Raw genomic sequence first — 13,698 nt, 5'->3', positions numbered from 1 at the left:
TTATTCACCCCATTAATTCTTTTTCGAAACTTATAGCACTTAATGCATAAAGTGGCGCAGTTTCAGCCCGTAAAATTCTTGGTCCTAAACCTATAGTGGTACCTACTTCACTAAATTTAGAAATTTCTTTTTCTGAAAAGCCACCTTCAGGTCCAAATATAAATAAAATGCGATCATTAGTCTTAAATTGTTTTAATTGTTCTTTAAAAAGACTAACTTCCCCACGTTTTGCTTCATCTTCATATGCTAATAAAATATAGTCATAATGACTAATAGTATCATAAATTTCATCTAAATTCGACTTGAATTTTATATCTGGGATGACTAAACGATAACTTTGTTCAGCAGCTTCTTTAATAATTTTTTGCCAACGTTCTAATTTCTTTTGAACTTTATTTGCTTGCAATTTTACAACAGATCTATCCATTCCAACCGCTATAAAATTTGAAGCACCCATCTCAGTACTTTTTTGTAATAGCCATTCATATTTATCTGCTTTAATAAGTCCACTACAAATTGTCACTTCCACAGGCAATTCAGTATTAATATCTTGTTGTTCTAATAACTTAATTTCGATTTTATCTGATTCCATATTACTGATTTGAGTTGTATAAACCTTTTTATCGTTGAAAGTAATAATAATCTTATCTCCCACAACATTTCTCATTACATTAGTAATATGATGAATATCTTCTTTACTCGTAATAAAAAAACGCTGATCTTCATCAGCGTTTTGATTAATAAAGTACCTTTGCAACTTAGTCACTCACTTTCTGGCCAACGATACAAACCCAACCGTTGTCATGATTGATTGATACTATATTGAAACCTACACGCTTCATATGAGACACGATGTCTTCATGTTTTTCCTCAATAATACCTGAAGTAATAAAATAACCTTCTTCATTTAGAGTATTATAAGCATCTTCAATCATTTCATCAATAATGTGAGCTAAAATATTTGCAATTACAATATCAAATTTTTCAGTTTCATCTTGTAATAAGTTGCCTGGAACAGCTTCAATTGCATCTTCACAATTGTTTTTCTTAAAGTTTTCTTTAGCTACATTGACAGCCATTTCATCGATATCTAGTGCTTTGATTCTTTTAACACCAATAAGATGACTTGCAATACTTAGAATACCAGAACCTGTTCCAACATCTATTACTGAATTAGATGGTGACACATATGTTTCAATCGCTTTTAAACACATACTTGTAGTAGGATGATCTCCTGTACCAAATGCCATTCCAGGATCTAATTCAATACATAGCTCCTCATTTGATTCCTTAGTGTATTGTTCCCAACTAGGTACAATAGTAAATCTTTCGGAAGCTCTGAAAGGATGGAAATAGTTCTTCCACTCATTTGCCCAATCTACTTCAGCTATAGTCTTTTCAGAAAAAATAACTGAATCTTTATCGATCTCTTCAAGAGCTAGAATGTCATTATGAATTTTATCTTTTAATTCCTGAGTATATTTTATTTCATTAAAGTAAGCTTTTAATCTCACACCATATTCAGGATAATCTTCTTTTTTTAGTTCATAAATTTCACCGAATTTGTCGGCTGGTTGATTGATTAAGTCATCAGAATCCTCAATCACTACACCATTCGATCCGTAGTTCTCTAAAATGTTTGTAACTAAATATTCAACTTCATGATTAACTACAACTGAAAGTTCTGTCCAGTTCATTATTTATTCTCCTCTAAAGAATTTACGTGCTTTATCTTTAAAATTAGATGGTTGTTCTTCTACACTTTCACCACTAATTTCTGCAAATTCTCTCATTAATTCTTTTTGTCTATCAGTTAACTTAGTAGGTGTAACTACTTTAATATTAACAAATAAATCGCCGTGACCGTAACCATGAACGTTTTTTACACCTTTATCTTTTAAACGGAATTGTTTACCATTTTGTGTTCCAGCAGGGATAGTAAGCATTACATTTCCATTTAATGTAGGGATTTTAATTTCGTCACCTAATGAAGCTTGAGGGAAACTAACATTTAATTTATAGAATAAATCGTCGCCGTCACGTTCAAATTTATCTGAAGGTCTAACACGGAAAACGACATATAAGTCACCATGTGGTCCACCGTTTTCGCCTGGTGCACCTTCACCAGCTAAACGAATTTGTTGGTCATTGTCTACACCTTCTGGCACAGTAACTTCCAATTTAACTGTTTTATTTTCGGTACCTTTACCGTGACAAGTTGGACATGGTTCTTCAAATTCTTGACCTGAACCATCACATTTAGGACAAGTTTGCTGAGTTCTCACTCGACCTAAGATAGTATTTTGTTCCACTGAAACATGACCAGCACCATTACAATAGCTACATGTTTTCTTATTAGTACCTGGTTTAGCCCCGTCACCATTACAAGTATGACAAGTAACATCTTTTCGAATTGATATTTCTTTTTTAGTGCCAAATACAGCTTCTTCAAAATCAAGTGTCATTGTATATTGTAAGTCATCGCCTTTTCGAGGGGCGTTAGGATCTCTTTGACGAGAACCACCAAAGAATGAACTAAAGATATCTTCAAATCCACCGCCACTAAATCCACCGAAGTCTTGACCACCGAAGCCCTGGCTACCAAAGCCACCTTGAGGACCATCATGACCGAATTGATCATAGTTTGCTCGTTTATTCTCATCGCTTAACACTTCGTATGCTTCAGAAATTTCTTTAAATTTCTCGTCTGCACCTTCTTCTTTATTAATGTCTGGATGATATTTTTTGGATAACTTACGATAAGCTTTTTTAATTTCATCTTTAGAGGCATCTTTACTTACGCCTAAAACTTCATAGTAATCTCTTTTAGCCACTGTTATCTCTCCTTTTAATCGCGTTCTAAATGTTTTCAAATATGTTAATTATAACAGAAAAAGTCAAAGCCAATGTTCAATTGACTTTGACTTTTTGGCTGACATTTATAGTTATTTACTGAATCCAGCAAACTTTATAAACGATTAGCTATTATTTTTTATCTTCATCGTCTTTGACTTCTTTAAACTCAGCATCTTCAACATTACTATCATTACCTGATTGTTGTTGTGCATCACCTTGAGCTTGTTGTTGTGCATCACCTTGAGCTTGTTTTTGTGCTTGTTGCGCTTGTTGATAAACTTTAGCTGATAATTCTTGAACAACTTTTTCAAGTTCTTCTTTTTTAGATTTAATTTCATCTAAGTCTTGGCCTTCAAGAGCTGATTTTAATGCGTCTTTTTTGCTTTCTGCGTTTGATTTATCATCTTCACTGATGTTATCGCCTAAATCAGAGATAGTTTTTTCAACTTGGAATACTAAGCTATCTGCTTCGTTTCTTAAGTCTACTTCTTCACGACGTTTTTTATCAGCTTCAGCGTTTTCTTCAGCGTCTTTAACCATACGATCAATTTCATCATCAGATAATGCTGAGCTTGATTGGATAGTGATATTTTGTTCTTTATTAGTACCTAAGTCTTTTGCTGTTACATTTACAATACCATTTTTATCGATATCAAATGTCACTTCGATTTGAGGTACGCCACGTGGAGCTGGTGGAATATCAGTTAATTGGAATCTTCCTAATGTTTTGTTGTCAGACGCCATTGGACGTTCACCTTGTAACACGTGAATGTCTACTGCTGGTTGGTTATCAGCTGCTGTTGAGTATACTTGTGATTTAGAAGTTGGGATAGTTGTATTACGTTCGATTAACGTATTCATACGGCCACCCATAATTTCGATACCAAGTGATAATGGTGTAACGTCTAATAATACTACATCTTTAACGTCACCAGTGATAACGCCACCTTGGATAGCTGCACCCATAGCTACTACTTCATCTGGGTTTACACCTTTATGAGGTTCTTTACCGATTTCTTTTTTAACTGCTTCTTGTACAGCTGGGATACGAGTTGAACCACCAACTAAGATAACTTCATCTATTTCTGAAGTAGATAAACCAGCATCTTTAAGCGCTTGGCGAGTTGGTTCCATTGTGCGTTTAATTAATGAATCCGCTAATTCTTCAAATTTAGAACGAGTTAAACTGATTTCTAAGTGTAATGGACCACTTTCACCTGCTGAAATAAATGGTAAAGAGATTTGAGTTTGAGATACACCAGATAAATCTTTTTTAGCTTTTTCAGCTGCATCTTTAAGACGTTGTAATGCCATTTTATCTTGAGATAAATCTACGCCATTTTCTTTTTTGAATTCAGATACTAAATAATCAATAATTACTTGGTCAAAGTCATCCCCACCAAGTTTGTTATCACCTGCAGTAGAAAGTACTTCGAATACGCCATCGCCTAATTCAAGGATAGATACGTCAAACGTACCGCCACCTAAGTCGAATACTAATACTTTTTGATCTTGATCAGTTTTATCTAAACCATAAGCTAATGCAGCAGCTGTTGGTTCGTTGATAATGCGTTCAACTTCTAAACCTGCAATTTTACCAGCATCTTTAGTAGCTTGACGTTCAGCATCATTGAAATATGCAGGAACAGTGATAACTGCTTTTTCTACTTTATCTCCTAAGTAGCTTTCAGCTGTATTTTTTAAGTTTTGTAAAATCATAGCTGAAATTTCTTGAGGAGTGTATGATTTACCTTCAATGTCAACTTTGTAGTCTGTACCCATATGACGTTTGATAGATTGTACAGTATTAGGGTTAGTGATAGCTTGACGTTTAGCAACTTCACCTACTTGAGTTTCACCATTTTTGAATGCTACAACTGATGGTGTAGTTCTAGCACCTTCTGGGTTTTGGATTACTTTAGGTTCGTCTCCTTCTAAAACTGAGACACATGAATTTGTTGTACCTAAGTCAATACCGATTACTTTACTCATAATAAAATTCCTCCAATATGATTAGTTTAATGTAATAAATGGTGTTTTCGTCAAATAAAATTATTGATTTACTTTAACCATTGATGGTCTTAAGACTCTATCTTTTAACTTATACCCTTTTTGTAATTCTTGAGTAATTTCGCCAGATTTAAAATCAGGATTATTATCTTGAACTACTGCTTGGTGAAAGTTAGGGTCGAATTCTTGACCTTCAGACTCGATTTCTTCAAGACCATTTTCTTTTAAAGCTCTTAGTAAGCTTTCGTGAACCATTTGTACACCTTTTTGTAATGATTTAAATGATTCATCTTCGCCTTCAATTTGAAGTGCGCGTTCAATATTATCAATTGTTGGCAAGATGTCAGTTAAGACACTTTGCGCTTGATATTTTTTATTTGTTGCATTTTCATTTTGAATTCGACGTTTGTAGTTTTCGAATTCTGCATATAATCTTAAATATTTTTCTTCGTTTTCGTTAGCTTTTAATTGTAATTGCTGAATTTCTTCATCTTTAGGATCTACTGATGTTTCTTCAGTGTTTTCTTCACTAACGTCATTATTTTGTAAATTATCATCTTCTGAAGTAGAAGTAGTTGAGTCACCGTTTTCTACTGTTGTTGGTTCCTCTTTACGTGCTTCTTTTTCCTCAGAAACGTCTGTAGTGTTTTTTACAGATTCATCTTTTTCTGTCATGTTATGCCCTCCAATATAATTACAATTAGACTTACCAAATTTGGTTAAGTAATTGAATCACATTTTGATAATGCATCGCAGTTGGTCCGATAACCGCAATTTGTCCTTTTAGAGAATCATCAAAATGATACTGACTAGTGACAATTGAAATATCACTCAGACTATCATCAATTTCTTTACCAATTTTTACATTAATACCTGAAGTAGATATATCTTCAAGTAATTCAGTAATCCGTTCAGATTCTAAATATTGTAAAATTGGTTGAATAGATGAAACATTGGTTTCATTCAATGCATCAATTAGTTTAACCTTTCCGCCCATGAAAATGCTATTACTTTGTTTGAGTAAATGAGAATTAAGCATTATTATTAAATCATTTACAAAATATTCTTCTTCTAGAGTCTTTGAAAAATACTTTGTTTTCTCATTTAACGTTGTATCTTCAAGACCATAGTTACTAGTAATAAATTTCGCTATTTCTGTTAATCTATTACTATTCAAACTTATATTAGAACTTAATTGCAAATGTTCTACATGGCCGGAATGATAAATAATAACCATAATTAATATAGACGGATTAGCCTGTATTAAATGAATATTATTTATAATATCTTTATTGTGATTAGGACGAACAACTAACGTTGCATATTGAGATTTCATAGATAATTCGTTTGCAAAATAACTTAATGCTGAAGAAATATCGTAGTGATTCTCAATCAATAGTTGATTTAACCGTTGAACTTTCTTTTGTTTATGATGAGATGTTTGTTTTAATAATTGATTGACGTATAATCTCAAACCTTTCTCTGAAGGAGAACGACCTGATGAAGAATGTGCTTTTTCTAAAAAGTTTAATTCTTCAAGTTGTTTCATATCGTTCCTAATCGTAGCTGGGCTCACATTTAAGTGATGTCTGTCAATCAAGGTCTTAGAACCAATAGGTTGTCCTAAATCAACATAATCTTCAACAATTGCATTTAAAATGCTTAATTGCCTTTCAGTAATCATGTTTTCACCTCATTAGCACTCTTTTATCTCAAGTGCTAATTATAATTTATCAAATTGGTCAAAGTAAGTCAACGTTAAAGCTCTGATTTTTATAAAAAATTATATATTTAATAAAAACGCCTCGAAAACCTCGTTTCCTATCACTTTTCCCCTTTCAGTCAACGATATATAATCATTATTTTCTTTTAGTAAATGTTTGTTTTTAAGTTGATTGATTGTTTGACCAAATACCTCATTTAAAGAAACGTTAAATTTATTTTCAAACGTTTGTCTATTAACACCTTTATTCATTCTTAAACCTAAAAACATTTCTTCTTCCATCTTTTCTTCAAATGTAGGAAAATTGCTGGTTAAGATAGGACGTTTTCCATTGTTTATTGCATTTATATAATGTTGAACTGGATTTAAGTTTGAATAACGTTCCCCATTCACATATCCACTTGCTCCAGCTCCGAAACCATAATATTCTTCATTTAGCCAATACACCTTATTATGTTCTGATTCATGTCCTGGTTTAGCAAAATTAGAAATTTCATATTGATGAAATTGAGTATCTGCTAATGACTTCATTAAATATTGATACATGTCTGCACCCAAGTCTTCATTCGGTAACTTGAGTTTGCCTTTACGATACATATTATAAAATTGAGTTTTAGGTTCAAGTATTAACCCATAACTCGAAATATGATCAATATCCATTTGAAGCGCTCTATTTAAGCTATCCGAAAAATCTTCTAAAGTTTGTGAAGGTAAATGATACATTAAATCTAAACTTATAGACTCAATCCCTGCTTTTCTTGCAATATTAACTGCATTATAAATATCTTGAGTTTGGTGCGTACGACCAAGAATTTTTAATAATTCAGGTTTAAACGTTTGGACACCCATAGATATTCTATTAACGCCATAGTCTTTTAATAATTTAACTTTATTAAAAGTAAGTTCATCAGGGTTAGCTTCAAAACTATATTCACCATTGATTTTAAATATAGAATTAATAGCCTTGAGCAATCTTTCAAGTTGAGCTTCACTCAATGCAGTTGGCGTACCACCACCCACATACATAGTTTCTAATTCTCTATTTTGGCTAGTTTTCATTTCTTCAATTAGTGCAGTTAAATATTCATCTACAGGTTGTTTATGAATAAAGTATTTGTTGAAATCACAATACGTACAAATTCTGACACAGAATGGAATATGGATATAAGCACTTTTAACCGACATTTTTACACCCCCACTTATAATTTTCGAATAAAAAAAGGTTAAGACAAAGGTACAAGAGTTTAGTAGTTTTAAGTAAGTTTAATCCTTACTTATGACAGTTAATTACTCTACTAAATTCTGTTATAAGGGAGTGAAACAGAAATCTTAATTTTTAAAAGAATTTCGTTGCCTCACTCACTATATAAACAGTACCTATAATTGTCTCAACCTCTTTTATATACTATTCGTCGTCCATTTTTAATACCGCTAAGAAAGCATCTTGTGGAATTTCTACACTTCCTACAGCTTTCATTTTAGCTTTACCTGCTTTTTGTTTTTCTAAAAGTTTACGCTTACGGCTAATATCGCCACCATAACATTTTGATAAAACGTTTTTACCCATTGATTTAATGTTAGTTCTAGCAACAATTTTTTGGCCGATAGCAGCTTGGACAGGTACTTCGAATTGTTGTCTAGGAATCAATGTTTTTAATTTTTCAACTAAAGCCTTACCTCTTTCATAGGCAAAGTCTTTGTGAACGATAAAACTTAAAGCATCGACTTTGTCGCCATTTAACAGAATGTCCATCTTCACAAGGTTACTTTCTTTATTCTCAATGAACTCATAATCAAATGAAGCATAACCTTTAGTATTTGATTTAAGTTGATCAAAGAAATCGAATACGACTTCTGATAATGGGATTTCATAAACAATATTTACACGAATATCATCTAAATAATCCATATTGATAAATTGACCACGTTTACGTTGGCATAGTTCCATTACTGCACCTACATAATCATTAGGAACCATCATAGTCGCTTTTACATATGGTTCATAGATTGCCTCAATTTTATCACGTTCTGGCATTTGAGCAGGATTATCTACAGTTACTTCTGAACCATCTTTCATTATACATTGATAAATTACAGATGGAGCAGTAGCAATTAATTCAATACCAAATTCTCTTTCAATACGTTCTTGAATAATTTCCATGTGAAGCATACCTAAGAAACCAGTCCTGAAACCAAAACCAAGAGCTTGAGATGATTCAGGTTCAAATTCTAATGAAGCATCGTTTAATTGAAGTTTTTCAAGCGCTTCTCTTAAATCGTTATAATCTTTATTTTCTATTGGGAATAATCCACAATAAACCATAGGATTCATTTTTTTATAACCTTTTAGAGGCGCCTCAGCAGGACGCTCAGCATGAGTAATTGTATCACCCACACGAGAATCATCTACATTCTTGATACTTGCAATAATGTATCCAACATCACCAACAGTTAACTCTTCAACAGGTAACTGTTTAGGTGTGTTAATACCTACTTCACTTACTTCAAATTCTTTGCCTGTAGCCATCATTTTTATACGATCGCCTGCTTTTACTACGCCTTCCATTACACGAATTGATGAAATGACGCCTCGATATGGGTCGTACTCAGAATCAAAAATAAGTGCTTTTAATGGTGCACTTGGATTGCCTTCTGGAGGCGGTACAACTTCTACGATTTTTTCTAAAATCTCTTCTATCCCAATATTTGATTTAGCACTTGCTAACACTACGTCATCTTGATCTAAACCGATAACGTCTTCTAATTCTTGTTTTACCCTCTCTGGTTCAGCTGCAGGTAAATCAATTTTGTTAACAACAGGGAGTAATTCTAATTCATTATCTAATGCTAAATAAACATTTGCTAATGTTTGTGCTTCAATCCCTTGTGCAGCGTCAACAACAAGTATTGCACCTTCACAAGCGGCTAATGATCTAGATACTTCATAAGAAAAGTCTACGTGTCCTGGTGTATCAATAAGATGGAACGTATAAGTTTTTCCATCGTTCGCTTCATATTTTAAACGTACAGCATTTAATTTAATTGTAATACCACGTTCTCTTTCAAGATCCATAGAATCTAATAATTGGTCTTGCATTTCTCTTGTTTCTACAGATTTTGTGTTCTCCAAAATTCTATCAGCTAATGTTGATTTACCATGATCAATATGAGCAATTATAGAAAAATTTCGGATAGTCTCTCTTCTGTTATAGCGTTCTTGCATATCCATAACCTATCATTCTCGCTTTCATAAAATTAGCCCGTATATGTATACATCTTTGATATAATATCGTTTTTAAAACTTAATTGCAAATTTGAGATAAACTATTATATTGTTACTTTAATGATTTAAATTAACTTATTTCAACGAACTAGTTGTTAATTTATACTTCAATTATAAAGTGTTGAATTAGGGTTTCCAATAGCAAATACAATTTAATTGCTAAATAAAATCGTTTAACTTCAATTAATGATTGCACAAACATATATGTTTTGATAAAATATTTCTTGTTGTAATCAAAATAAAATTTGATATGCTAAAGCTCACTTTTAGGAGGTGACAGTAATGCCAAATATTAAATCTGCTATTAAACGTGTGAGAACAACTGAAAGCGCTGAAGCTCGTAACATTTCACAAAAAAACGCTATGCGTACTGCAGTGAAAAATGCTAAATCAGCTATCGCTAATAACGCTGATAACAAAGCTGAATTAGTTAGCTTCGCTATCAAATCAGTTGATAAAGCTTCACAAAGTAACTTAATTCATTCAAATAAAGCTGATCGCATTAAATCACAATTAATGTCATCAAGTAAATAATTCTTTTTAAAAAAGTTCAAGCCTTGTGCTTGAACTTTTTTATTGGAAAATTTTACAAGGATAATATAAATAATTCGAGTATCAATTGCTTATCCATATAAGAAGATTTGAGTTTATAATCTGTTTCAGCACAATTATCAATGATGTTTAAAAGTTGATTTAATTGATAGTGTCTTACTTGAGTAAGAGCAAGTTTCACTCTGTATGGATGTACGTTAACTGTCTTAGCAATTTGTTGTCCACTATAGCCCTTCTGAGAAAGAATCTTACATTGATAATACAATCTATAATTACTTGTTATTAATGCTAATAACTTTATAGGTTCTTCCTTCATGATAATTAAATCTTTAACAAGTTCAATTGCTTTAGCTTTTTGTCCTTTTTGAATATATTCCGTTAATAAGAAGACATTTTGTTCTAAACTACGATTAATGATTAAATTAACATCCTCTTTAGTTATTGTTGCTCTATCACCTAAAAATAGTATGATTTTTTCCAATTCTTGTGAGACAATGTTGAAATTTATACCAGTCAGTTCAATAAATAAATTTAATGCATCCTGCTTGATATCTTTATAATTTTCATAAAGTTTATTTTGTATCCAAGATTTTATTTCCTGTTCAGACATTTGTTCTACTTTAGAAAGTTTGCCCTTTTGTTTTAGCGTTTTAGTTATCTTTTTGCGTTCATCCAATTTATTTTGATAAATTTCGAAAATGATAAGATTTTCGCCATCATATTTATTAAGAAATTCTAAAATTTGATCATTATTAGGTGTTAAATCTTTTGAAACTTTTTCGCCAGTAAAAATAAAAGAATTTTTAACTACAATGGCTTTTTTCTCTGAGATAAATGGCATAGTCAGTGTCTCTTCAATAATATTAGACATACTATGTTCATAAAGATTAAATTTAATATAATTAAAGTCATCTTTTTCTTCATTTAAAAAGTCATTTACTATTTCATTACTTTTCTTCTCAACAAGCTCTGGTACTTCTCCATATACGGCCACTATATTATTCCCCATAGTAATAAGCACCCTTTCTAATTTTTACACGTTTATATATTATATCATGAGACAATTATTATCACTAATTATCAATAATTATTTAAATGAGGTATTGAAGTGATTATCAAGATTAATAGAAATTTCTCCATTACTTTGCGTATTAAAAATTTTTGAACCCAATTTTAGAAGAGAATCAATTGTTGATTGATTAGGAAGATGGTACTTATTATTCTTACCACTCGAAATAATACTTATTGAAGGATGTATTTTTTCGAGAAATGGAAGCGAGCTACTCGTTTTACTGCCATGATGCCCTACTTTGAGTATATCTACTTTAGGTAATTCATATTTTTTAAGCAACAAAGTTTCATTATTTTTTGTCGCATCACCCATTAATAATATATTAATCTTTTTATATTTAACTAGTAGAACAATACTTTGTTCATTTTTATCCTCACTTAATGGTATATAAGAATTAAGAAAAGATATACTACTATTTGATAATTGAATTGAAGCAATCCTTGTCGCATCGACTAATTTGATATGATTCTTTTCACAAATCATTCGTATTTGAGAGTATTGTTGTTTTGAATAACTTGGGATATTAATATATAATCTTTTGATTTTAATATGATTAGCTAAGTAAGGAAATTCTGCGATATGATCTGCGTGGGGATGTGTCAGAATTAGATAGTCGATTGAAGATATACCTTTAGATTTTAATGAAGGAAGTATATGATATTTTGAAATATTATGGCTAGCAGATTGGTTGTTGGATGATTCCTTTCCTCCAGTATCAACCATTACAGTTTCATTTTTATTAGTTTGAAATAATAAACTATCCCCTTGCCCTACATCAAAAAAAGTAATTGAATTATGATGTGGCTGTGAATTGAATAAGATGATTACTAGAAATGTTGATAGAATTAAAAAACTAGCTAACAACTTCTTGTGGCAAATAAAAATATAAGTCAGAAGTGAAAGTAAAAAGTAGATTAATAAGTTAAATGAAGAAGTTGAGGCAACAAATATCTGATCACTTTTAAAGGTAAGAAATAGATTGAGGATATCATCATGAACAATAAAAACTTCGTTCATGAGATGGTTTATAAAATTAACGTTATTTACAAAGTGATAAATAATAAATATAAAAATTGATAAAGGAAAGATAATAAAGCTATATAAAGGGACAAATATTAAATTTGAAAACAATCCAATCCATTGAAGTTGATTAAAGTGATAAATACTTATAATTGAAGATGATAACTGCGCGATAAATGTTAGGAATAATAAACTTTGTAAGTGAGACAACGAATTTATTAGTGGCAAAGAAAGAAGTATAAATAATGATATTAAAAATGAAAATTGGAAACCTATATCATATATAATTGGCGGGTAGCTTATTGTTAAACTTATAAAAACAACACTTAAAATATTTAGTGAAGAAAGTTTAAACTGACGTGGAATGACTAAAAATATAATCGTAGCTAAAATAGCTCTTAAAGCACTAGGAGCAAAATCAGTATAAAAAGCAAAAAGAATAAGCATTATAATTATAGACAATTTTATAAGTACTTTCGGAACATTAAATCTCACTAAACTTTGATGAATTAAAAAGGATATAGTAGCAATGTGAGAGCCGCTCACTGCAAGTAAATGATAAATACCTATTATTTTTACTTTGTCTAAATATTCTTTGTCTATCCCACTCATGTCACCAGTAATTAATGCTAATATTTTTTCAGGATTTTTCAAATTACTATGCTGAAGCTTAGCAGTAATATATTTTATGTGACGCTCAATAAAATTATTATGAGTAACCATATGACATTGTTTATAATTAATTTCTTTAATAAAGACATATGCCTTATCATTGATTACATTTGAGAGGGTTCCTTTAATTGGACATGCATTATTTTCTAGCATACTCACTTTTACATTTGGGTTTTTACTTATATATGTAAATGAATAGCCAATATTATCAATATAGAATTCGCCTTTAAACTGATTTTTAGTTTGGCTAACCATACCATTAAATACTACTTCCCTATCAATGCTTTGATTCAATTTATAGTATTGGTTTAGTTTAACGCTAGCGTTGATATTATGTTCTGCTACCAATATCCCACTTATAAAACTTATAATTAATAGAATTAAGAAGTAGAAATTAAAATGTTTTTGAAAACCAAGAAAAATTAATAAACTTATAAGAAACAGTGAAAATGTTTTTAAATGAATCCATAAAATTCCAGATAATAAACTTAAAGCTACATAAATCATAAG

11 protein-coding genes are annotated in these 13,698 nt (G+C 31.1%); 1 reads left to right on the top strand and 10 read right to left on the bottom strand.

Going from position 1 to position 13,698, the window contains the following annotated elements; genetic code table 11:
• Positions 1-4: 4 nt before the first annotated feature.
• From MT340_RS06525 to lepA, 8 genes are all read right to left on the bottom strand, one after another.
• Positions 5-757 carry a 16S rRNA (uracil(1498)-N(3))-methyltransferase gene (locus MT340_RS06525; RefSeq protein WP_243590244.1) on the bottom strand — a complete coding sequence of 251 codons (753 nt, stop codon included), beginning with the start codon at positions 755-757 and terminating at the stop codon, positions 5-7.
• Between the two features lies 1 nt (position 758).
• Complete coding sequence (gene prmA, locus MT340_RS06520) at positions 759-1,697, bottom strand: 50S ribosomal protein L11 methyltransferase (protein ID WP_243589254.1); 939 nt, start codon at positions 1,695-1,697, stop codon at positions 759-761.
• A 3-nt stretch (positions 1,698-1,700) separates the two neighbouring features.
• Positions 1,701-2,834: a molecular chaperone DnaJ gene (gene dnaJ / locus MT340_RS06515; protein WP_243589253.1), complete on the bottom strand. Its 1,134-nt coding sequence runs from the start codon at positions 2,832-2,834 to the stop codon at positions 1,701-1,703.
• Positions 2,835-2,985: 151 nt separating this feature from the next.
• Positions 2,986-4,848, bottom strand: coding sequence for a molecular chaperone DnaK (gene dnaK, locus MT340_RS06510; RefSeq protein WP_243603692.1), 1,863 nt, complete (start codon positions 4,846-4,848; stop codon positions 2,986-2,988).
• Between the two features lie 60 nt (positions 4,849-4,908).
• A complete protein-coding gene (grpE, locus tag MT340_RS06505) occupies positions 4,909-5,541 on the bottom strand; it encodes a nucleotide exchange factor GrpE (RefSeq protein ID WP_243589251.1) in 633 nt (210 codons plus the stop codon).
• Between the two features lie 31 nt (positions 5,542-5,572).
• Positions 5,573-6,550 carry a heat-inducible transcriptional repressor HrcA gene (gene hrcA / locus MT340_RS06500; RefSeq protein ID WP_243589250.1) on the bottom strand — a complete coding sequence of 326 codons (978 nt, stop codon included), beginning with the start codon at positions 6,548-6,550 and terminating at the stop codon, positions 5,573-5,575.
• A gap of 99 nt (positions 6,551-6,649) precedes the next feature.
• Positions 6,650-7,774: a radical SAM family heme chaperone HemW gene (gene hemW / locus MT340_RS06495; RefSeq protein WP_243589249.1), complete on the bottom strand. Its 1,125-nt coding sequence runs from the start codon at positions 7,772-7,774 to the stop codon at positions 6,650-6,652.
• Between the two features lie 220 nt (positions 7,775-7,994).
• Positions 7,995-9,818 (bottom strand): translation elongation factor 4, encoded by a 1,824-nt coding sequence (gene lepA / locus MT340_RS06490; RefSeq protein ID WP_243589248.1) that lies wholly within the window; start codon positions 9,816-9,818, stop codon positions 7,995-7,997.
• Positions 9,819-10,154: 336 nt separating this feature from the next.
• Here lepA and rpsT point away from each other — a divergent pair, with 336 nt between their 5' ends.
• Positions 10,155-10,406, top strand: a complete 252-nt coding sequence (gene rpsT, locus MT340_RS06485; RefSeq protein ID WP_103298117.1) for a 30S ribosomal protein S20 — start codon at positions 10,155-10,157, stop codon at positions 10,404-10,406.
• A gap of 52 nt (positions 10,407-10,458) precedes the next feature.
• Here the strand turns inward: rpsT and holA are convergent, their stop codons facing one another.
• Together holA and MT340_RS06475 are read right to left on the bottom strand one after the other, a co-directional pair.
• On the bottom strand, positions 10,459-11,433 hold the full coding sequence (gene holA, locus MT340_RS06480) for a DNA polymerase III subunit delta (protein WP_243603691.1): 975 nt from the start codon (positions 11,431-11,433) through the stop codon (positions 10,459-10,461).
• Positions 11,434-11,511: 78 nt separating this feature from the next.
• Positions 11,512-13,695, bottom strand: a complete 2,184-nt coding sequence (locus MT340_RS06475; RefSeq protein ID WP_243589247.1) for a DNA internalization-related competence protein ComEC/Rec2 — start codon at positions 13,693-13,695, stop codon at positions 11,512-11,514.
• Between the last annotated feature and the right edge of the window lie 3 nt (positions 13,696-13,698).

Origin of the sequence: Staphylococcus sp. NRL 16/872 (assembly GCF_022815905.2) — a bacterium.
Classification (GTDB): Bacteria; Bacillota; Bacilli; order Staphylococcales; family Staphylococcaceae; genus Staphylococcus.
This window is presented reverse-complemented; position numbering and strand designations above follow the sequence as displayed.